At 41.1% G+C, this 23,249-nt stretch carries 17 protein-coding genes and 1 riboswitch; of the genes, 6 read left to right on the forward strand and 11 right to left on the reverse strand.

From position 1 onward, the window contains the following. Complete coding sequence (locus tag FQ085_RS13905; RefSeq protein ID WP_149456886.1) at positions 1-870, reverse strand: amidase; 870 nt, start codon at positions 868-870, stop codon at positions 1-3. A 47-nt stretch (positions 871-917) separates the two neighbouring features. Next, a riboswitch (cyclic di-GMP riboswitch) is annotated at positions 918-1,005 on the reverse strand. A 130-nt stretch (positions 1,006-1,135) separates the two neighbouring features. On the opposite strand from FQ085_RS13905, the gene mgtE reads away from it, so the two are divergent. Further along, on the forward strand, positions 1,136-2,494 hold the full coding sequence (gene mgtE, locus FQ085_RS13910; protein ID WP_058383945.1) for a magnesium transporter: 1,359 nt from the start codon (positions 1,136-1,138) through the stop codon (positions 2,492-2,494). A gap of 136 nt (positions 2,495-2,630) precedes the next feature. Then, complete coding sequence (locus tag FQ085_RS13915; protein WP_058383944.1) at positions 2,631-3,044, forward strand: DUF4395 domain-containing protein; 414 nt, start codon at positions 2,631-2,633, stop codon at positions 3,042-3,044. Positions 3,045-3,093: 49 nt separating this feature from the next. On the opposite strand, the gene FQ085_RS13920 is transcribed toward FQ085_RS13915, so the two are convergent. The 8 genes from FQ085_RS13920 to mnmH form a co-directional block, all read right to left on the reverse strand. Next, positions 3,094-4,371 carry a glutamate-5-semialdehyde dehydrogenase gene (locus FQ085_RS13920; protein ID WP_149456887.1) on the reverse strand — a complete coding sequence of 426 codons (1,278 nt, stop codon included), beginning with the start codon at positions 4,369-4,371 and terminating at the stop codon, positions 3,094-3,096. Positions 4,372-4,399: 28 nt separating this feature from the next. Further along, positions 4,400-5,170: a glutamate 5-kinase gene (gene proB / locus FQ085_RS13925; protein WP_058383942.1), complete on the reverse strand. Its 771-nt coding sequence runs from the start codon at positions 5,168-5,170 to the stop codon at positions 4,400-4,402. 545 nt (positions 5,171-5,715) lie between these two features. Beyond that, complete coding sequence (locus tag FQ085_RS13930) at positions 5,716-7,113, reverse strand: alkaline phosphatase (protein ID WP_149456888.1); 1,398 nt, start codon at positions 7,111-7,113, stop codon at positions 5,716-5,718. A gap of 174 nt (positions 7,114-7,287) precedes the next feature. Then, a complete protein-coding gene (locus tag FQ085_RS13935) occupies positions 7,288-8,493 on the reverse strand; it encodes a multidrug effflux MFS transporter (RefSeq protein ID WP_058383940.1) in 1,206 nt (401 codons plus the stop codon). Between the two features lie 211 nt (positions 8,494-8,704). Continuing rightward, positions 8,705-9,778, reverse strand: coding sequence for a branched-chain amino acid aminotransferase (locus FQ085_RS13940; RefSeq protein WP_058383939.1), 1,074 nt, complete (start codon positions 9,776-9,778; stop codon positions 8,705-8,707). 142 nt (positions 9,779-9,920) lie between these two features. After that, positions 9,921-10,535 (reverse strand): NUDIX hydrolase, encoded by a 615-nt coding sequence (locus FQ085_RS13945; protein WP_058383938.1) that lies wholly within the window; start codon positions 10,533-10,535, stop codon positions 9,921-9,923. Positions 10,536-10,621: 86 nt separating this feature from the next. Next, on the reverse strand, positions 10,622-13,774 hold the full coding sequence (locus FQ085_RS13950; RefSeq protein WP_149456889.1) for a DEAD/DEAH box helicase: 3,153 nt from the start codon (positions 13,772-13,774) through the stop codon (positions 10,622-10,624). Between the two features lie 170 nt (positions 13,775-13,944). Continuing rightward, positions 13,945-14,994: a tRNA 2-selenouridine(34) synthase MnmH gene (gene mnmH, locus FQ085_RS13955; RefSeq protein ID WP_058383936.1), complete on the reverse strand. Its 1,050-nt coding sequence runs from the start codon at positions 14,992-14,994 to the stop codon at positions 13,945-13,947. Positions 14,995-15,198: 204 nt separating this feature from the next. Here mnmH and FQ085_RS13960 point away from each other — a divergent pair, with 204 nt between their 5' ends. Further along, complete coding sequence (locus FQ085_RS13960) at positions 15,199-16,182, forward strand: cation diffusion facilitator family transporter (RefSeq protein WP_149456890.1); 984 nt, start codon at positions 15,199-15,201, stop codon at positions 16,180-16,182. A gap of 63 nt (positions 16,183-16,245) precedes the next feature. On the opposite strand, the gene FQ085_RS13965 is transcribed toward FQ085_RS13960, so the two are convergent. Next, on the reverse strand, positions 16,246-17,127 hold the full coding sequence (locus tag FQ085_RS13965; RefSeq protein WP_149456891.1) for an HAD family hydrolase: 882 nt from the start codon (positions 17,125-17,127) through the stop codon (positions 16,246-16,248). 317 nt (positions 17,128-17,444) lie between these two features. Between FQ085_RS13965 and glcT the strand changes: the two genes are divergently transcribed. The 3 genes from glcT to FQ085_RS13980 all read left to right on the forward strand — a co-directional run bounded on the left by glcT (position 17,445) and on the right by FQ085_RS13980 (position 21,221). After that, positions 17,445-18,287 carry a glucose PTS transporter transcription antiterminator GlcT gene (gene glcT / locus FQ085_RS13970; RefSeq protein ID WP_058383933.1) on the forward strand — a complete coding sequence of 281 codons (843 nt, stop codon included), beginning with the start codon at positions 17,445-17,447 and terminating at the stop codon, positions 18,285-18,287. A 158-nt stretch (positions 18,288-18,445) separates the two neighbouring features. Then, positions 18,446-20,482: a glucose-specific PTS transporter subunit IIBC gene (gene ptsG, locus FQ085_RS13975; protein WP_149456892.1), complete on the forward strand. Its 2,037-nt coding sequence runs from the start codon at positions 18,446-18,448 to the stop codon at positions 20,480-20,482. A gap of 196 nt (positions 20,483-20,678) precedes the next feature. Beyond that, positions 20,679-21,221, forward strand: coding sequence for an ECF transporter S component (locus FQ085_RS13980; RefSeq protein WP_058383931.1), 543 nt, complete (start codon positions 20,679-20,681; stop codon positions 21,219-21,221). A 489-nt stretch (positions 21,222-21,710) separates the two neighbouring features. On the opposite strand, the gene FQ085_RS13985 is transcribed toward FQ085_RS13980, so the two are convergent. After that, positions 21,711-23,210 (reverse strand): malate:quinone oxidoreductase, encoded by a 1,500-nt coding sequence (locus FQ085_RS13985; RefSeq protein ID WP_149456893.1) that lies wholly within the window; start codon positions 23,208-23,210, stop codon positions 21,711-21,713. Positions 23,211-23,249: the final 39 nt, after the last annotated feature.

Genomic DNA, 23,249 nt, shown 5'->3' on the forward strand with positions numbered 1-23,249 from the left:
TTAGGGTGTCATCGTTTTCCAGCTATCTACGTGGTGAATCGCGACGCCGCCAAAACCAGTTATCCCTGCATAGTGTGCAGTTACTGCAGCTAATTCACCTTCCATGAAAGTTTCGCCCTCTTCGTAGAAAGAAATGTTGTCGCCTTCATCAGTCTCACCAGTTTCAACTCCGACTACTACTGATTTGCCGTATTTTTCTGCATAGGCCACTTCGTTCTTTACAAGTTCTGTAATCAAAGCAGCAGAATCTCTATAAGCCATCAAGGTCACACTATGTGTGTTAGCAATCACCCACTCTGCAAGTATCCCTTTGCCATAAATATTTTTATAAGTGATTTCATCAAACCAAAAAGGCAAATCTGCTTCAAGGGGTAAGTTCATTGCAGCTGTACTAGCACTAGCTTTACTCAAAAGGGCTTGATAGGATTTTACAGTGGCCGCTCGGTTCGTATTCCAACCGCTATAAAGGTAAGGCTCTACATCCAAATGAACACCTGCAAATTTTTGAGCTTGCAAAGCACCTTGTTGATAAGACGATAACCAGTTCATCAACCGATCTTGCTTGGTAAAGCCCTTTGGTGCTACCCAGTCACTAGCACCGTCCAATGCGTAAATCGTCATTCCTAATAGTCCCGCTTTTTCAATAAACCTTTTATAGACATCCACGGGAATATCCGCGTCAATCTGCACGTAGACTTTATTGACATCCTTACTGTCTAAAAAAGCAAGGGTTCCCGCTTCATCGCTATAAATCATCCACGGATTCCATAACCAGGTAGCTTTGACTTCCGTCTCAGCTGCTTGTGCACTCACTCCACTTTGTGTCAGCATAATCAACAAACACACACCTGCCATTATTATTTTTTTCATCTTCTGATATCCTCCCATTCTGTAAGCCGGAGCTCAAAGAACGAGACCCTGGCAACCAGACGACCTTGCGTTTTTCAACGGGTAGGCTCATGGCTTTGCGTCCTCCTCTTTCGATGGAGTTTGCCTTTTTCAGATTTTCATTATTATATGTTAATTTATGAGATTTTACTACCTTTTTTAAATAGCCCTTTCAAATTGTGAAGTTTAAGGCAATAATCAACAGTAGGATTTGTCTACATCTTTTATTACTAAGGAGTGACCTACAATGTCTACAGCAATACGTGAAGACGAAATTACATTGGCATTAATTCAGTCTTTACAAGAAGGCAATAGTAATGAATTTCAGGCAATATTGAGTGAACTCCAACCTTACGATATGGGTGTTCATTATCGACATTTGCCAGAAAAACATCGAAACAAATTTTTGTTGTATTTAACGATTTTTCAACTCACAGATTTAATGCAAGAGCTGCCTAAAACAGAGCAAGCCGAAATTCTGCAAAAATTGGGTGTAGAAAAATCAAAAAAAGTGTTGGATCGTATGGATAACGATGATTTGGCTTTATTCTTAGATGATTTAGAGCCTGATCGCATTAACGAATTGTTATCTCAAATTAACCAAGACGATTCTAAATTTGTTCAAAGAACGATCAATTATCCGCCAGAAACTGCAGGACGTCTTATGAATAACCGTTACGTATGGATTCCACGGCATTATACAATTCGAGATGCTATTGATAAAATCAAGCATTTTGCAGAAATAGCGGAGTATCTCAATTACCTTTACGTAGTAGACGAAGATAAAAAACTACGCGGCGTGATTTCCTATAAGGATTTAATTCTTGGAAATCTTGAGGATAAAGTAGAAGACATTATGTACAACCGCGTCGTCAAAGCTGATGTATTGATGGACCAAGAAGATGTGGCACACATCATTAGCCGCTATGACTTTGTGACATTGCCCATTGTGGAACATGACAATACACTCGCAGGGGTTGTAACGGTTGATGACGTCATTGATGTCGTGATGCAAGAAGCCAATGAAGACATTGAAAAACTTTCGGCATCTGGTAAATCGATTGATTTTAATACTCCGGCTTGGACGGCAGCTTATCGTCGCCTTCCTTGGCTAATCCTCCTGCTGTTCATTGGTCTATTTTCAGGCAGCATCATTAGCCGTTTTGAAGATACGTTGCAAGCAGTTGTCGCATTAACCTTTTTTATGCCGTTGATTGCTGGGATGACTGGAAATACCGGCACACAATCCCTATCTGTTGTTGTTCGTGGACTAGCTTCGCAAAAGCTAGATTTCAAGCAAACCGTTAAACTGATCATCCGAGAATTATGGGTCGGCATCATTATTGGCGTGATTTGTTCTGTTCTTATTTTATTGATTGCTTATGTATGGCAAGGTAGCTTTATTTTAGGAATTGTCGTGGGTGGCTCTCTATTAATGACTTTAATTATTGGTACTTTAGCCGGAACTATTATCCCACTGATTCTGTACCGATTCAATATTGATCCAGCCGTTGCTTCCGGTCCACTGATTACTACCATCAACGATATTCTATCTCTGCTCATTTATTTTGGAATGGCCACACTGTTCATTTCACAATTGATGTAAGAAAAGTCCCTGAATAAAACTTTCACTAAAAATAATTACTGACTCAACGTATGGTGATTCGCACTTTTTCAGGCAAATAACTTTATACCAAGTAAGACACTAGGTATAATAGGTTGTAATCGAAGGAGGCGCGCTTATGACCATTCCAAAACCCCTTGTTCAAACCAATCAGACGTTTGTTGTCGTTACTGTCGTAGCGGCGTTGTTGTTCCATCCAGCCATTTTACTGTTGCCGTTTGTTGTTGGAGCTTATACATTAGTGACAAAGAAAAATCCAGTGATTCAATTGGGCCATCTCTTTTTGAAAAAGCCGGCGGCAAGTTATCAGCAAGAAGATAAAGATCAGCAATTGTTTAACCAGTGGATTGCGACAATTTCCTTAGGACTGTCCTTGATTTTCTTTTCTTTTGGCATACCATCGTTGGGCTTTGTCTTCAGTATTATGGTCATTATCGCAGCAGGTGTTGCGTTGATGGGCTATTGTATCGGCTGTACGATTCGCTTCCGGTACATGATGTGGAAGCATAATCGAACAAAAGTGCAGGTATAAAAAAGACAGGGAGCAAGTTGCTCTCTGTCTTTTTTCGATGATAGAACCTTTACTTTACTTGGCCATTGCCACGCACGATGTACTTAGTCGATGTTAAAGCAGGCAAGCCCATTGGTCCACGTGCATGAAGTTTTTGCGTACTAATACCAATTTCGGCACCAAAACCAAATTCAAACCCATCTGTAAATCGAGTGGATGCGTTGTGATAAACAGCGGAAGCATCGATTTCCATAAAAAATTGATCGACGTTTTCCGAGTTTTTCGAAATGATTGCTTCGGAATGCTTTGTACCATACGTATTGATATGCTGAATCGCTTCACTGACATCAGCTACAATTTTCATCGCTACCTCTAATCCCAAGTACTCCGTTCCCCAATCCTCTTCCTTTGCAGGGATAACATCCGGAGAGCGTTTTTGTACGGATTCGTCCCCATGAATAGTTACTTGTTGAGCCAGTAGCGCACTTAGCAACAGTGGCAAATGCTTGTCCGCCCAATCTTTATGAACCAAAATACTTTCACAGGCATTACAAACAGAAGGTCGCTGTATTTTAGCATTTAATGCGATATCAATCGCCATTTGAACAGTTGCTGTCTCATCAATATAAATATGGCAATTCCCTGCTCCCGTTTCTAATACTGGAACTGTAGCGTTTTGAACGACCGTCTGAATCAATTTAGCGCCTCCACGAGGAATGAGCACATCTAAATATTTGTTGAGTTTGAACAGATGAGAAGCTGCTTCTCTACTTGTATCTTCCATCAATTGTACCGAATCAATAGGCAATCCACTGTTCTCAAGAGCTCTGTGAATCACCGCCACGATGGCTTTGTTGGAGTGTATTGCTGTAGAACTACCTCGCAGTACCACTGCATTGCCGGTTTTTAAGCACAAACTAGACGCATCAACAGTAACATTCGGACGTGCTTCGTAGATCATTCCCACAACGCCTAAAGGCACACGAATTTTAGACATGGTTAAACCGTTTGGCCGTTCCCACTTTTCTAATACTTCACCAACAGGATCTGCTAGTTTTGTCAATTGAATCAAGGCATCAGCCATTTCCGTTAAGCGATCTCCATCTAATTTCAAACGGTCTAGTAACGACTCACTCATGCCATTTTGACGTCCTACTTCAATATCTTTGCTGTTTTCCGCCAAAATAAAGGCTTGTTCTTTTAGTAATTGCGCTGAAATAGAACGCAATGCATTATTTTTTTGCTTTGTTGTCGATTTTGCTAATACTGCTGAAGCTTGTTTTGCTAGTTGCGCTTTTTGTATCAGTTCACTTGTAGACGTTTGCTGTTCTTGGAGAAGTTCAGTCATTCTGATGCCCCTTTCGATTTTCCATGCTTTAAACACTCATTGTCGTTTTTACGCCAATATAAGTTCCATCGCCTTTGCCTTTGAAAATATCAACTAATTTTTCACTGCCCGTTCCCGAACCGATAAATACTTGAACTCCGAAAGCTAACGCCGTTCGAGCTGCTTCAACTTTTGATTTCATACCGCCTGTACCCACAGTGGAGCTATCTGAGGAAGTGGCATCTATTAATTCATCGGGGATTTCGTGAAGGTGAAGGTATTTTTGCGCTTGCGGATTTGTTCTTGGGTTGTCCTGGTAAATGCCGTTAATATCTGTCAAAATCATTAAAATATCTGCATGCACAAGACCACTGACCAATGCTGATAACATATCATTGTCACCAAAAGTCAGCTCTTCTGCGGAAACCGAATCATTCTCATTGATGATAGGTAAGACGTTGCGTTCTAATAACTTGGAAATTGTCGCATTGGCGTTTTTATAAAGATCTTTCGTCAGCAGTAACTGTGCAGCCACAATACGGTGTTTCTTGCATTCGTCTGCATATGCCTGCGATAATAGGCTCTGCCCCACTGCTGCTGCTGATTGTTTGTCGACCACTGTGTCCGGTCGCGATAAATAGCCCATGCCCATACATCCCGCAGCGACTGCTCCAGACGATATCAATATGACTTCATGTCCATGTGTTCTTAAGCTGGCCAGCGCATCCACATGCTCGCGTAACTTCTCAATCGACAGTTTGCCTTCATCGTCCGTTAATGAGCTGCTGCCGATCTTCACTACAATCCTTTTCTTCTCCATGTGCAGTCACCACCCGTTTTTGATAAATAAAAAAGTTCTTCCATTTTACCTAAAAGCGGAAGAACCTTGACTCCATGACTCTTTCGACAAGTTTGTGTGAATCTCTTTAATAGAGTTATTATGCACTCTCTTGTATTTTAAGTCAATAAAATAAAAAGAATATTTAAAGTTTATTCTATTTAACAGTATTCGCTTAATATTCTTTATGTATATTTATGCATAAAATAAATAACTCTATAAACTTTTTAGATTAAGGGAACTTTAATTACGTCAAGACAATTAAAAAAGCATGGAACACCAACTCCATGCTTCAGACTATAGACAACGTCTTATCAAACTAAATAGTGATGTATAATCTCCAACTGGGCTGGCCACTTCGCTTGGTGTGGAGAATCCTAGATGCATACAAAAAAATGAATAAGTATTCTTTTGTCTACAAGCTGAAACAGACTCATTGAGATGAGTCTGTTTACATAGATCACTTAAGCTATCGCTTGTGGCAATCTTTTGGTCGCTTTTATGGGCAACAATTCTTCCATTCGATTTTACTTGTCATCAATTGTGACTTTTGCTTTTAGTAAATCAAAAATGATTTTAGCGTGATCTGTATTATCGAGCTGTCCTGCAAACTTTCGACTTGCCGGACCGTATGCATAAACGGGTACATCTTCTCCCGTGTGACCACTAGTTGTCCAGCCCGTGTGTGAGCGTTTATCAAAAATCTTTTCAATAGAATCATCGATAACTGTAACGTCATTACTCTTTTCCACTTTTTTTACCATGTCCACTTCTTCAGCAGTTAGATCCAGATCAATGTACTCGCGTAAGGTTTCTTCAACACTAGCACCGTCAACAATTTGCTGCGCCATGAAGTCTGGTGTACGCTTTGCCGCTTTAATCGGTTCCGTAAGCCAATTGTAAACACCATCTGCACCTATCGAAAAACCGCCTGTCGAATGGTCCGCAGTTGCTACGACTAACGTATTCCCATCTTTTTTAGCAAATTCTATTGCTGCCTGAAATGCTTTGTCGTAGTCTTCCATTTCGCTCATTGCGGCTACGATATCATTATCGTGTCCTGACCAGTCGACTTGGCTACCTTCTACCATGAGGAAGAATCCATCTTTATCCTCTGACAAACGATCAATTGCGGATGTCGTCATTTCTTCTAATGAAGGGATGTTCTCATCACGGTCGATCATTTTAGGAAGACCTGCGGGTGCAAACAATCCAAGCACCTGCTCGCCATCGTCACTGAGTAATTCGTCTCGGTCAGTGACATAGCTGTAGCCGTCTTTTTGAAACTCTTTCGTAAGGTTACGGTCTGTTCGATCGAATAACTCGGTTCCTCCTCCTAGCAGAACATCCACTTTGTGCTCACCATCTATTAATTCGTCGTAATAGTCATCGGCAATCGCGGTCATATTTTTTCGTGCAAGATCGTGAGCTCCGAATGATGCCGGAGTTGCATGTGTAATTTCAGAAGTTGCAACCAATCCTGTGGCTTTGCCTTTTTTCTTTGCAGCTTCGAGTACTGTTGTCACATTACTTTCGTCGTTGTCGACAGCAATCGCATTATTATAAGTTTTGATACCCGCAGCCATAGCTGTTGCAGCCGACGCAGAGTCAGTAACATTTTCTGCAGGATCATCGGGATAAGTCGATTGCTGGCCGACTAAATATGAATCAAAAGAGATTTCTTCAACTTTTTTAGTAGAAACATCATCTTGTAAGTAGCGATATGCTGACGTATATGAAGTACCTACTCCATCACCAATCAAGAAAATAATGTTTTGTACGTTGTCCTTTTTATCCTCTTTGCTTTGGTTGCTACTCGAAGAATCGGCTTTAGTCGATAAAGTAAAGGTCGTGATTCCAGTAACGGCCAATACTGATACTAAAGCAATTGGCAGTACTTTTGTTTTCAACTTTTTACGTATCATTTTTTCTCCTCCAGTCAATTCTAGCTATAAGTTCAGTATAAGGATCGTTTATTAAGTTATGGTTGAGGAATTGTTTAGCTTTTGTAAAATAATAAATAAAGCATTTTAGGCAACACAAAAGGGGCTGCACTCAAAAGTCATTTGTTCATGACCTTTGGAGACAGCCCCTTCTACTTAATTAGCAGTAGATGAAGGTGTATTTTTTGCTAATAGTAAATACGCAAGTAGGGCGATTGTGCACATCGAAAAAATAACAAGTCCCATCGGAACAGCCGTATTTTCTCCGGCAATCCCTACTAACGGTGCAGTCGCAGCCCCTAGGATAAAAGGCAATAGCCCAAGTAACGCAGAAGCACTTCCTGCTACGTGACCTTGACTTTCCATAGCAAGAGTAAAAGAGGCTGTCCCCACTACACCAATCGACATGATGAAAAAGAAAATTGGAATCACCACTGCCCACAGAGGTCCTTGTATGAACACGACAGCTAATAACACTGCACCAGCAAGCGTTGCGGTATAGAGAGCCGTTTCTAAAAGTTTCTTTTCAGACCATCTATAAGAAAATCGGCCAACAGCGTAGCTACCCATAATCAGCCCAATGCCATTCATCCCAAAGAGCACACTAAACATTTGAGGGGAAGTCCCGTAGATGTTTTGATAGATAAAAGGAGTACCCGATACATAAGCAAAAACACCGCCGATTAAAAAGCCTTGTGCTAACGCATACCCTGTAAATTGGCGATTTCTTAAAATTCCTGCAAAGTTACCGAATGTTGATTTTAGATTACTTGGTACTCGTTTTTCAGACGGTAAACTTTCTGTTAAACGAAAAGCCGAAAGAAGTAACAGAACAATTCCTAGTGTCGTTAACAGCATGAAAATCCCTTTCCAATCTGCAAACAATAAGACGCCGCTACCAATAGAAGGCGCAATTAACGGTACTAAATTACCAATAACCATTAATAACGCAAACAACCGTGTCAGTTCTGGTCCACTACTGACATCCCGCACAATTGCCCGGGAAATAACAAGTCCACCAGAAGCTGCTAAGCCTTGTATAAAGCGTAGGAAAACAAATAGATAAATGTTCGGAGCAAATATACAAGCGATTGATGCGACAATATAAGCCACTAAGGAAATTAATAACGGTTTTCGCCTTCCGTGCATATCGCTAAGTGCACCAGCAATCAATTGGCCGATTGCTAGTCCTAACAAGCATGCTGTTAAGCTTAATTGAACAGAACTAGCATTTGTTTCATAAACGTCCGCTAAAATTGGGAACGCTGGTAAATACATATCAATGGTAAATGGCACTAAAGTAGTCAACGCACCCATCAGTAAAATAAATTGGTTGCGTTTTAGACCAGTTGAACTTCCCACTCGTTTTACACCTTCTTTTCTTCTATTACTTATCTATGCTAAGCAAGCTTTAGTCAGCTGCACGCAGTGACATTTTCTGTTTTGTGATAAAAACTCAGTTTGTCTCTGTAAGTTTTGTGAATGACATAACTAAAAAACCCATAGCTATTAGTTTATCACAATGGATAAGCTAACAGCTATGGGTTGAAATAGAGCGATTAAAAAGATTTTTTTATTTTACTTCTACTGTCCAACCAAGTGTATCTTCAATTTTTCCTGTTTGGATTCCCGTAATCGTGTCGTATAGCTTTTGTGACAACTCACCAATTTCATGGTTATTAACGATCATTTTTTTACCTTTGTAGTTTAGTTCTCCTACCGGTGAGATAACTGCAGCTGTACCTGTACCAAAGACTTCTTCTACGTGGCCCGCTTCATAAGCTTCATACAACTCATCAATAGAAACGCGTTTTTCTGTTACAGCGATTCCCCATGTGCCGAGCAATTCAATAATGGACATGCGCGTAATGCCTTTTAAGATACTGCCATTTAACTCAGGTGTTACGACTTCCCCATTTATTTTGAAGAAGATGTTCATGCTGCCAACTTCTTCAATGTATTTTTTCTCAACACCATCGAGCCACAAGACATCCGCGTTGCCTTCTTTTTTAGCATCTGCTTGTGCTTGGTAGCCTGACGAATAGTTTCCTGCTGTTTTGGCCATCCCCGTTCCGCCTTTGACAGCGCGAGTAAATTTCTCTTCTACATGAATGACTACTGGCTGAAGACCGCCTGAGAAATAAGAGCCTACCGGCGACAAAATGACCATATATTTATAGGTTTGAGAAGGTCCGACTGCCAAATTTGCATCTGTTGAAATAATATAAGGGCGGATATAAAGAGAAGTTCCAGGCGTTTTGGGTACCCACTCTTTTTCCAGTTTGACTAATTGCATTAAATGCTCGAGCGCTAGTTGCTCATCGATTGCTGGAATGCTTAGACGTTCGCTAGAAAGATTGAGACGTTCAAAGTTTTTCTCAGGACGGAATAATAGAATGCGGCCGTCTTCTGTATGATAAGCCTTCATGCCTTCAAAAACTGTTTGACCGTAATGGAAGATCATCGCTGCCGGATCTAAGCTAATGGGTCCATAGGGTACAATTTTAGGATCATACCAGCCCTTTTCTGTTTGGTATTCGAGCATATACATATGATCTGTAAAGGTAGTCCCGAATGGCACTTGGTCTTTCACCGGCTTTTCTTTTTTGCTGGTATTGTTAATAACTTCAAGTTGCTGTGTTGTCATTGTCAGGACTCCTTCTATCAAAATAATTATAATTATCAGTTATATGAATAATTATACACGTTCATTCTCTTCTTTAATAGCTTCTCTATGCATTATTCTAAAATCATGATAAAAGACCTGTTTTTTCAAAAAAAAAGACCATTCAGCGAATGATCTCAATAAAGTGTGCCAGAATCTTGGCAGTTAATCCCCAAATGACTTTGTCACCATAAATGTAAAAATACTCATCTACCTGGCGTGTTCGCCAATTGTAGTTTTCGCCTCCAGCAATCAGATCAAAAGGAAAACTTTCTTCTGGTTGGATATCAAAATTGACACGATAGATTTTCGGTTCCTTTTCCAAGAAAAAAGATAGTGGCACCGTAAAAATGCTGTCAACTTCCGGTGGATTAGGAGTGAATGCCGTTTCTGGATTAATCACACCAGCGAATGTGTAGACGATCATGCCAAAAGGCGAAACGATATAGTCCAACGGATAAATATCTGAGATTTCTGCTCGTTCTATTCCCAATTCTTCAATTGTTTCACGGACTGCTGTGTCTTCTTCTGTCTGATCCTGAAAATCAATTTTCCCACCTGGAAAACAAATTTCTCCGGGTTGATTTCTAAGATCGTAAGAACGAACTTCAAAGAGGACATGGATTTCTCCATCTTTTTCGATAAGAGGTAAAAGAATTGCGTATTTCGAAAATTCCTTATTTCCTAAAACTTCAGGAGTGCGGTTTTTTACTTTTTTCAGCATACTTTGTGGATCCATATCAACACCTCATCTCTTCTTTCCATTTTATCAAATTCAACTCGAAAATTCCTTTTCAGAAAAGACCTTGTGGCGATTCGAATTGACTATGTCATCAAAATTTCTCGGATATCCTCTGCCGACATCACCTTTAACGGTTCTTCCCCCGATTGGATTACATCATCAATCAAGTTTTTCTTTTTCATTTGCAGTTCATTGATTTTCTCTTCAATAGTCCCCTTAGCAATTAATCGGACAACTTGAACTTCCTTTTTTTGTCCCATCCGATGGGCACGATCTGCTGCTTGTTGCTCGACAGCTGGGTTCCACCAAAGATCATACAACACCACTGTATCCGCACCTGTTAAATTCAAACCGGTGCCCCCCGCTTTTAAAGAAATCAAAAATAACTCACCTTGACCCTCATTAAAACGTGTGCATAAGTCTACTCGTTCTACTGGCGGCGTTTGACCATCCAAATAAAAGTAAGAGACCCCTTCTTTTGTTAATTGATGACCAATCATGCCGAGCATCTTAGTAAACTGTGAAAAGACTAGCACACGCCGGCCAGTCAGTCGGCATTCCTCTATGAGCTCCATCAGTTGGTCAAACTTAGCAGATCCTCCATTATAGTCTTCCACAAATAATGCCGGATGGCAGCACAATTGACGCAACCTCGTAAGACCTGCCAAAATTCGAATTCGGTTTTTTTGAAAGCTATCTTTGTTTAAATGCTTCAGCGCATCTTGTTTTAATTCAGCTAAGTACGCAGCGTATAATTGTTTTTGTTCTTTTTGTAGTTCTGAAAATCGAATCGTTTCTACTTTATCTGGAAGTTCTGTTAACACCTCTGCTTTGATGCGCCGCAAAATAAATGGTCGAACTCGTTTTTTGATGCTGTCACGTCTCATTTCGCTAAACAGCCTACGATTTGGGAGAAGTTCAGGAAATATCACGTTGAAAATCGACCACAATTCGTCTAAAGAGTTTTCAATTGGGGTTCCGGTCAATGCAAATCGGTAATCTGCTTGAATCGCCTTAACTGCTTTTGCTGTTTGCGTAACCGGATTTTTAAAAGCCTGGGCTTCGTCCAAAAACAAAGTATGAAAGCGTTGATCTCGGTATAGCACTTGATCCATGCGCATTGAAGGGTAAGAAGTAATGATAACGTCCGACTCTTGCATTTTTTTAATCGACAAAGCTCTTTGTCTTTTGTCACCGTCTATAATGCCAGCTTTAATGCTTGGTGCAAATTTAGCTAGTTCGTTCAGCCAATTGTAAACTAGCGACGAAGGAGCAACTACGAGTACAGGTTGCCGCTGCTTCCGAATCTCGGGGAGTACCGATACGATAAAAGCGATGCTTTGCAAGGTTTTTCCAAGCCCCATGTCATCAGCCAAAATACCACCGAATTGGTATTTCGCGAGCAGCTTAAGCCAACGAAAGCCGGCTTCCTGATAATCTCGAAGAACTCCATTTAAACTTTCTGGTATATCTGTAGTCAATTTTTCTGGACGATTCAAGCTTTGCAACAAACTGGAAAAATCTGCGCCTGGATCGAGCAATTGTCCATCTTCTAGTGAAGCGACTACTTGCAACCCATGGATCAATGGAATTCGGATCTCTTCTCTTCCAAAATTAGTTGCAGTAACAGCCAAGTCACGTAAAAAATCACTCAACTCAAGGAATTGTTGTGTTTCTAAAGACATTAACGTTCCGTTAGGGATTCGGTAAAATGGTCGCTTCTCTTCTAACGCCTCCAAAATTTTCTTGATTTCAGATTCTGGAATGTCTTGTAAGTCAAAGCGGAACTCTAGCCAATCTGTACGTTCACTTATTTCCAACTTTACTTTCGGACCACCATAATTTTTTTGAACGCGCATTTTTACAGCAGTTGTTGCAAATACCTGCATCAATTCTTCGAGCACAGGCATAACGTGATAGAGAAAATGATACTCCGCTTCCTCGTCTTGCATATAGAAGCCGCCATCGGTTTGTGTAAACTCACTGTCTTTCATAATTTGTAGAATATCTTGTTCTTGGTGACGTTGTCTACGGATCCCCGGATAATGGCGAGGTCCACCTTCTGCTTCTTCACATGGATTAATAACTAAGTGGCCATAATGGAATTCCACTCCGGCTAGTAAGCGATGTTTAATGCGATCGAGGAATAATTTGGCACGAAGAGGCGTTTTCACTAATCGTTCTGCTACTGCGTCTGCAATATACACGTTTCCCAAACGTTCTAGTCCAGGTACGACTGTCGCCATGAAATGATCGATTTCTTGTGCTGAGATAAGCAACTGATCAACGGAGTTTGGCAGAAATTCCTTTAGTTCTGTTAAGTGTCTAGCGTCTTCTTCGGCCAAATAGAACAATGCCTCATCCGCAATTGCCATTTCATAATCTTTTAGAATTAGCACTTCTTCGAGTCCTTCAACATCTAGCCGGAACCCTCCAGAACGATGCTCAGCAAAATGAAAAGACAAAGGCAATTCTTTTTCCACGCGAATGCCGTCCGTAATGACTCGGTCTCTAACAAGTTTGACGTAAGGTGCGGCTTGAAGTAACGGCAATAACCGCTCCCAATCCGGAGCTGCCATGACTAGCAGTTCTGTGCCTTCTGTTCTTACTGCGCCAGCAAGTCGAGTCCTTGCTAAATAATCGAGCACTGTTGTGGTTTCGTCTTGCAGACGATGCTCTTCCGGTGAGTAATAAAAGCCAGTAGACTCGCTATAAGTTTCTTCCGCTCTGACCGCCTTTAAAAACGTGTCGAGATCACCAATAGTTGCTAAATGTTCAATACCCGCAGCGACTCGTAAGGCGAGTACGTGATCGTTTTCTCCCGACATCACCGGCAACAAACTAAATTCAATGTGAAGCAATTGCCGTTTATCAAAATATTGGCGTCCTTTCGTCCCATTCTTCTGTCGCGCAAACAAATCCAACATTTTCACAGCTGGATTCTCACGTTGTTGCATGTCATCTATCGCTAGTAAAACTCCTGCAATATGATGGCAATAGGTCTGCACAAAACCTACCGGTGGACAGCTACAAGAAGCGAGGATTTCACCATCCTCCTGTTGTTTAACGCTCACGTAAAATTCATTGCGTCCTGTAACAACAGCTTTTATCAGTCGGTCATCACTCAAATCTGGTAATAGCCGAATTTTTCCAGCTTGAATAAAGCTTTTGCCTTTTTTATAAGCTGCGATTCCGCATAATTTTTTTATTTTTATTTCATTAAGTGAAAAATTCATGATAGTAGTTCCTTTCCAGGACACTCGAATACCGGTGACAGTTGTCTTTATTATCCCCGACTGCGGAGGGTGAATCAACTTCTCTACCTGTTCGACTTTGATAGTTAAAGAAAATCCCCTCCAACAAGACGTTGAGGGGATTTTTTTTGATTTTAAAAGTTACTTATCATTTATATGATTGGAGATTCTTCAATTTTCGGAATCTGTTTTTTTATCGCTTCAATGGCTTCTTCTAAATTCCTAACTTGCAGTACTTTTTTTTGCGCATCAGGATATTGAAGACCTGTATGTTGATAGCGTGAATCGTAATAATACTCCAGCAGCAATCTTACTGCAGAGGGAAATTCACCGACTTCTAAAGCTACTTCAATTTGCTTTGAAATGTTTAAAGGCATCCGTGTTTTGATTCGTTGAAAAGCTGCGATACACTCGGCTTGGTATTCCACTGGACGGTAATCTTCAATAATTTCTTTGATTCGTTCTTCCATGGGCATGTCGATGATCAGTTGAACGCTATTGGCTTTCAATTCTGTTAGCCAACTCGGAATGACAATTTTCCCGATTCTCGCGCTTTCGGCTTCAAAAAGAATAAATGGAGATTTCTCTAGCTCTCGGCATTGCTGGACCAGCAGCGAATCAAACATTTTCTGATTATGTGGCTCAACGCCAATATGACCGAAAATCGAACCTTTATGATTGGCCAGTCCTTCTAAATCGATAACCGGATAGCCCTGCTTTTCCAAAGCTTTTAAAATTCTTGTTTTACCTGTACCGGTTAAGCCGTTCAATACATATGCTTTAAAAGGTGCTTCTGGCTGGTCGAGCTGGCTCACAACCCATCTGCGGTATTCGCGGATTCCGCCCTCTAAGCGACTGACGTGAACGTCCATCAACGACAAAAGTGTAGCTGTAGTGCGGCTACGCATGCCACCGCGCCAGCAAAAGACCGTTTTGCTGCCTTCAACCTGCTTAAACCGTTGAACAAATTCTGGTAATTTAGCTGATATAATCTCCAGACCTCGTACTTTTGCAGCTTCCACACTCGCTTGCTTATAAAGAGTTCCAATTTCTGCTCGTTCTGTATCATCGAAAAAAGGAATATTGATGCTGCCTGGTATTGAAAAATTCTTATACTCCGATGGCGACCTGACATCGATTAGCACCATCTTTTTCTGTTCACTTAAAGGCATCAAATCATTTACTGAAATATTGCTAAACATCCTTTTTCCTCCAAACACGCGCTTGTTTTACGTATTGTAACAGTATACACCCATATGGAACGGTTTTCTTTTTTGATTGCTCATCAGATTTTCACCGTTTTATTGTTCTCTGCCAACTGCTCTGTGTTTCAACTTCGGGACTGAGGGAATTGAATTAACTAATGGTAAATTATCAATGTCTCATGGCTGGAAGGAGAAAATAGTATGAGGGAACTTTTCGGATTGATGAAATTCGGTACAAGGTCGGCTTTATGGGCAGCCGTTATTAATAGTGTCGTTGCCATCATCAAGACGGCAGCCTATATGATTACTGGGAATGTCGCGATGTTTGCTGAAATGATGCATAGCTTTGGTGATGCCGCCAATCAATTTTTTGTGTTTATCGGCTCCGCATTGAGTAAGAAAGAACCAACAGAAAAATTTCCTGGAGGATTTGGACGTTTGGTCAATCTCGTCCTGCTCGGTGCCGTATTGATTGTTGCTGTCTTAGCTTATGAAACAATTGTTGAGGGAATTCATCACATTTCGAATGCTACACATTCAGAAGATTGGTTTTGGTTGAATATTGGTGTATTGGGTGCTTCGGCGCTTCTTGAAGCTGCTGTTCTTTATAAAGCCATGAAAGAAATTACGGAGCACCTTCCAAAAGAACAAGTTAAAGGATTTAAATTGATTCCAGAAAGCTATAAACACGTGAAAGATGCTAAACCTGCTTCGAAATTGGTCTTTTTAGAAGACAATGTTGCAGTTGGTGGAGCGGTCCTTGCCATGCTGGCAATTATCGTTGCGACATATACACCTTTTCATAGTGCGACAGGCTACGCTTCGATTATTATTGGTGTTGCACTTGTTTTGGTAGTCGGTCGTATCTTTATGGATAATGCAGCCGGTGCACTTGGTGTAGCTGATGTGAAAATGCAGGCACGGATGGGTGCTCGAATTTTACAACATCCACACATCAACGACATTCAAGATCTGGACGTCATTAAAGAAGGTGAAAGTCTTCATGTTGAACTCAAAGTTGAAGTAGATTCCAATATGACCATTAAAGAAGCAGATGATATTCGAAATTATATTGAGAAGAAAATAAAAGAAAGCGTAAAAAATGTAACAGATGTTATTATTGAATTTGACGACGATGATGGTATTGATACATGGAGCAGTATCTCTCCTAAAGATAACCAATAGTTTCGTGGTTTCATAAAAAATAACCCAAACTGGAAAATGAAAACATCTCCGGTTTGGGTTATTTTAAGCTCTTGGTGATTTCTTAGCGATATTTGCCAACACACTCGTTTTCAGGTAATGGTAAACACCGTTTTCATCACAAGTAAACGCTGTGACTTCATCCACTACTGCTTGAATGTGAGCGGGGGCGTTTTTCATTGCTACAGCGTGAGATACGTATTCGAACATCTTTACATCGTTGTCACTGTCTCCAATGGCGAGTGTTTCAAAGCCGATTAACCCAAAGCGTTCCAGCATTTGAGCGATTCCAGACGCCTTGCTCACATTCGCGACCATTACTTCCATATTATTTGGAGAAGAGGGAGTCATCGTAAACTGCATAAGCTTTTGTAGCTCTTCTAACTCTTGTTTCCAGTTGTCGATTTCATCGCGAGTTCTTGCAAAAAAATAAAATTTGGAGAAATGACTTTCTGTTAGTTCCTCTACCCATCTAATATCTTCTTTGATTGCTTGTTGGCGTGAAATCCATTCGTTCGTCTGTACCGATTCGGGCTTGGGATCGCGCACTGCAGCTTCGACAAATTCTTTGTCCTGCTTTAATACTTGCTGGGATTGACCATGCGGAAAAAGTTCGTAATAGATTTTATGTTCACGCGCTTTCTTGATGATGGCTTCTACTAAATCCAGCGGAAGAGAGTGCTCAAAAACTACTTCGTTTCCAATGTAACCCGCCATGCCGTTTGCGGTAATGATGCCATCTACCATAAACCCTTCCGGTAGCATCCCCACCAGTTCAGCAGAAGACCTTCCTGTCGCGATAAATACGAAAATGCCTTCATTTCGCAGCTCATCTATAATTTGTTTCGTTTCTGCACTCACTTTGTTGTGGTGATTTAAAATTGTTCCGTCCATGTCCAAAAAGACGGCTTTAGGTTTGATTGACACGTTATTACCTCCTGTTGATTAAAGACAACTAATTAATACAAGTATACGTCCTGTTATTTTTAAACTCAATGAATCTGCCGTGCCGCCTACCGTATCTACACCGATTAAAACTCTGGTACCTTCTTTAAGGCATCCAAATAGCTAGATATCCTCAGTTCTAGAATATAGCGTAATAAATTTCTATTGCGAATAGACAGAAAATGTTAGAATGACGGAAAGAGGAATTTCGAATTTTACGTATGGTTCACAGAAAATACGCCTAACACGCAAGAAATATTCAGCTGTTACATAAGTTGAAGCTGCAGATGGAGGCTAGTATGGAACAAATTTTAATCATTCAAAAAGTATTAAATAATAATGTTGTGATTGCCCACCATGATACCTATAAAGAAGTCGTATTAATTGGCAATGGCCTCGGATTCAATCGAAAAAAAGGAGATTCGATTCCTTTTGACGAAGCAGATAAAACATTTTTGCTAAAAGATGAAAATGAAATGGAACAATATGTCAATCTACTTCCTTATATTGAGGAAAAGCTCCTTATCTTTATTCATGAACTCCTTCTTTTCATCGAGGAAAAAATGGATAAGCAATTGAACGAGCATATCCACGTGGCTTTGACTGATCACATTGCGTTTGCCATTAATCGTGCAAAAAAAGAGATTCAATTCTCCAATCCTTTTTTATTTGAAATTGAGTCACTGTATCCAAAAGAATACTTAGTGGCCAAAGACGTTGTGACAAAGGTGGAAGAGCGGACAGGCGTTTCTTTTCCAGAAGGTGAAGTTGGTTTTATCGCGCTCCATATTCACAGTGCGGTAACAGATAAGTCTTTACGCGACATCAATCGGTACCATGCGCTGATTTCAAAAATGGTGAATATTATCGAAGACAATCTTGATATTCAATTGGAAAAAAACAATATTGACTATCATCGTCTCATTCAACACCTTCACCGCGCGATTGACCGAGCCGCAAAAGGCACGTTGCTTGGTGAAGAAAATAAATTAGCTGCTATGTTGAAAAGTGAATATCCTGTATGCTATAATCTTGCCTACAAGCTCATTAAAGTCATGCAAAATCAATTGAATAAGCCGGTAGATGAAGCGGAAGTCATGTATTTGACCATTCATCTGCAACGCTTAACACATAAATTCTGACATACGTGTTACTGATTCGATCAGGCATGAGTATGAAAAGATGAAAAGTTGACTACTAGGACAAACCTGCCCTCTGACCAACTTTCCCTTTTCTGCTCATGCCTTTTTGTATCCATTCAATTGTTTTTTCATAGTTAAAACATAAAGGAGGAAGTTATATGTCATTCAATTTTTTCGGTACTTTGCAAAAAGTAGGTAAAGCTTTAATGTTACCTGTCGCACTCTTGCCCGCTGCTGGTATTCTGTTAGCTTTTGGTACTAGTTTTGCACAAGAATCATTTTTGGAAGCGGTTCCTTTTATGGGAGCTGACTGGATTCAGCAATTATTATACGTTATGGCAGAAGCGGGTGGAGTTGTCTTTGCTAACTTACCTTTACTCTTTGCTGTAGGTGTCGCCATTGGTCTTGCCGGCGGTGACGGGGTAGCAGGACTCGCAGCCATCATCGGTTACTTGATCATGAATGTTACGATGAAGGCATTTGGTGGAATTACGCTGGAAATGACTACTGATCCAGCATACGCTAATGTATTAGGCATCCCTACGCTACAGACCGGTGTTTTCGGCGGAATTATCGTTGGTGTCTTAGCCGCTTTCATGTACAATAAATTTTTCAATATCCAATTGCCACAGTTTTTAGGATTTTTTGCAGGAAAGCGCTTTGTTCCCATCGTTACGGCTTTCTCTGCTGTTTTTCTTGGCATTATTATGTTCATGGTTTGGCCATTCGCTCAAACTGGATTAAATACACTTTCCCATTTCATGTTGGAGACAAACCGTACGCTTGCAGCTTTTGTATTCGGTGTTATTGAACGCTCTCTGATTCCATTTGGATTGCACCATATTTTCTACTCGCCTTTCTGGTTTGAATTCGGTCAATACACAACAGCGGCTGGTGAAATTGTCCGCGGCGACCAACGGATCTTCTTTGCTCAATTGCAGGACGGTGTAGACTTTACGGCTGGTACATTCATGACCGGTAAATTTCCATTCATGATGTTCGGCCTTCCCGCTGCAGCACTTGCTATCTATCATTGTGCACGCCCTGAGAAAAAGAAAATTGTTGGCGGTATTATGGCCTCAGGTGCGTTGACTTCTTTCTTAACTGGAATTACAGAACCACTTGAGTTCACATTTTTGTTTGTAGCTCCTGTGTTGTTTGGTATTCATGCTATTTTCGCAGGATTGTCGTTTATGACGATGCACTTGCTCGATGTTAAAATCGGAATGACGTTCTCCGGTGGACTGATTGACTTTTTGCTCTTCGGTGTTTTACCCGGTAGAACAGAATGGTTCTGGGTCATCGTTGTCGGTCTCGTGTTCTCGGTCATCTACTACTTTGGTTTCCGTTTTGCCATCTTGAAATTCAACTTGATGACACCTGGACGCGAACCAGAAGAAGAAGGCGACGAAGAGATGGAAGAAATCGGCGACTTGCCGTATGAAATTCTTGCTGCCATGGGCGGACAAGAAAACATCAAACACCTTGATGCTTGTATCACACGTCTGCGCGTCAGTGTAGCAGATAAAGGAAACGTCGATAAAAAGAGATTGAAAAAACTTGGCGCTTCCGGTGTCATGGAAGTCGGCAACAACATTCAGGCGATCTTCGGACCGGTTTCGGATAGCTTACGCGGACAAATGCAGGATATCATGAATGGTAAATCCCCTCGTCCAGCTTCCAAAACTGCTGCTCCGACGGAAAATACAGTTGCATCGGCAACGCCATTAGAATTCAATAGCCCGATTACAGGTGAACTTCTTCCAATTTCAGAAGTTCCGGACCAAGTATTCTCCGGCAAAATGGTTGGAGATGGATTTGCAATTAAACCGACAGAAGGAAAAGTTTTTTCTCCGGTAAACGGAAAAGTTGTTACGGTCTTCCCTACTAAGCACGCTATTGGGATTGCGGCAGATAACGGTACGGAAATTCTAATTCACATCGGTATTGATACAGTCCATCTAAAAGGCGAAGGGTTTACATCGCATATTGAACAAGGTGACTTGGTAGAGCAAGGACAACTCTTGATGGAAATGGATCTTGATTATATCGCTGAACATGCGGCTTCCATCGTTACGCCTATCGTTTTCACAAATCTTGAAGAAAGCCAGTCAATCAAACTCCTAAAGTCTGGTGCAGTGACAGCTAAAGATACAGGAATTATGGAAATTATCCACGGAGAACCTGTTGTTTGACTTGATACCCCTACTTAAAAGCCCAGCTAGACTCGGAAACTTTCCGAATCTAGCTGGGCTTTACCGTCTTATAAATTTCTCCTATCAATTTAAAATACAATCTGACCTCTAAGTTTTGTTCGGAATTGATACTTTTAACTAGTCCAATCTTCTGCTAATGTTATGTGAAAACGGACAGATAGGAAGGTTACTAACGATGCAAAAAACGACTAGCTATTCACCTGCCGCTAATTCACGGACACTCGATTTGATTTTGAGCGCTATGGCCATTGCCCTTGTCTTCGTCGCTACTTTACTACTAAATATTCGCTTGCCAATTGCTGCAAACGGCGGCCTTGTCCACCTTGGTACTGCGATGCTTTTCATCATCGCCATTCTTTTTGGTCCCAAAAAAGGCTTGATTGCTGGTGCAATCGGCATGGGGCTATTTGATTTAGTCTCTGGGTGGACTTTATGGGCGCCCATTACAATTGTGGCTCGTGGTCTCCAAGGTTACTTAGTCGGGAAAATTGCTTGGTCTGGTGGCAGAAATGGTAGCAGTACAGCTTTCAATATTTTTGCAGCAACTCTTTCAATTCCGCTGATGGTTGCCATTTATTACGTCGGGGAAGCTATTATCTTTAGCAGTTGGATTATTCCTGCTGCTTCGATTCCTGGAAACTTAGTTCAAAACTTCGTCGGACTGATTATTGCCATTCCAGTTGCAGTTGCCTTGAAAAAAACTCCATTCTTTAAATAACACAACCGGAGAAAAATAGTTTTTGAATTGCCACTGGGAATGTAAAAAGTAGAATTTAAAAGGGGCTGTCCCATAAGTCCCTAAAAAGACGATGAAAAAGAAATTTTTTTCATCGTCTTTTTTTGTGATGAGCTTCCTGAACGCAGTTGACGATGCCGTATGCTTTTAGAAGATTGTAGGTCCATGCCACAATTTCGAACGTCGTATACACTTTATCGAGGCCCGGGAGGAGGAATCGACGGAACGACGGATTGCCCTTAGTAGGATGCAACACACTTTCTCGGTCAATTTTGTGGTGCCTGTTCAAAGAAGCTGATGGGAGCAGTGACGGAGCGACGCGTGGTGAAGACGGCAGCCGGCTGAGGCCGTGCCCGCGGAAAGCGTCCGTCGGAATGGACAGCAACTATTTCTCAGCCATACAAAAAAGGGCTGCCCTGAAAAGTCATTTTTCATGACTTTTGGGACAGCCCTTTTGATATATTTTTCTACTTAAATTCCGATTGGGCTTTTTTCATCCAATTGCAACGCTTTTGCTGTTGAAGTATGGATTTCTTGAAGAAGCTCAGGATTCTCAGCCAACGAGATGCCGTAAGACGGAATCATCTCTTTGATCTTCGGTTCCCATTCGCCCACATGATCCGGAAAACATCTTTGGAAAATTTCAAGCATGGCATGAACAGCCGTAGATGCACCTGGTGAAGCGCCTAATAAAGCAGCAACCGAACCGTCCCCAGAAGTAACAATTTCCGTACCAAACTGAAGAGTTCCTTTGCCTTTATCCGTATCTTTAATAACTTGTACACGCTGTCCTGCGACTACTACATCCCAGTCTGCAAGTTTGGCAGTCGGAATAAATTCGCGCAGTTCTTCCACGCGTTTTTCATTGGATAGCAATACTTGCTGAACCAAATATTTTGTTAACGACATTTCTTTCGCCCCTGCAGCAAGCATGGTAAAGACGTTATTTGGTTTTACAGAACCGAGTAAATCCATGTTTGAGCCTGTTTTCAGGAATTTCGGTGAAAATCCTGCAAATGGTCCGAACAATAATGATTTCTTGCCGTCAATAAAGCGTGTATCCAAATGCGGTACGGACATTGGCGGAGCGCCAACTTTTGCTTTTCCATATACTTTTGCATGATGTTGCTCTACAATTTCAGGATCGTTGCAAACTAAGAACAAGCCACTCACTGGGAAGCCGCCAATATGCTTAGACTCAGGAATACCCGTCTTTTGAAGCAAAGGCAAACTTCCGCCACCGCCGCCGATAAAGACGAAGTCCGCGTTATGGTACTCAATTTTGTTGTTTTCAAGGTCCTGAACTTTGACTTCCCACGTGCTATCACTACTACGTTTAATGTCTTTAACTGCATGGTTGTAGTTCATTTCGACTTGTTGCTCTTCCAAATGAGTAAACAGCATTTCCGTTAAAGCACCAAAGTTAACATCCGTACCCGTATCAATTTTGGTTGCCGCCATGGCTTCAGTTGAAGTTCGACCTTCCATAATAAGGGGAATCCATTCTTTCAACTTTTCTAGGTCAGCTGAATATTCCATGCCTTTAAATAAAGGACTTTTTGATAATGCTTCAAATCGGTTGTTTAAGAAACGTACATTGTCTTCTCCTTGTACCAAACTCATGTGCGGAATCGACATAATAAAGTCCTGTGGATTAGCAATGCGTTTGTGATTTACAAGAAACGACCAAAATTGTCTCGAAAGTTGAAACTGTTCGTTGATGCTACTCGCTTTTTTTATATCGATAGAGCCGTCAGCTTGTTCAGGTGTATAGTTCAGCTCGCAAAGTGCTGCATGTCCTGTTCCAGCGTTATTCCATTCGTTGGAACTTTCGGCTCCTGCTTTTTCAAGTTTTTCAAACACTTTAATATTCCAGCTAGGGGCTAACTCTTTAAGCATTGCTCCCAAAGTCGCGCTCATAACTCCAGCGCCGATCAAGATAACGTTCTTGTTTTTTTGTTGGTTGTCCATTATAACCTTCCTTATCCCGTATATTTGCAAATAGGTGCA

The sequence above is a fragment of the Planococcus sp. ANT_H30 genome, assembly GCF_008369335.1.
Taxonomy (GTDB): domain Bacteria; phylum Bacillota; class Bacilli; order Bacillales_A; family Planococcaceae; genus Planococcus; species Planococcus kocurii.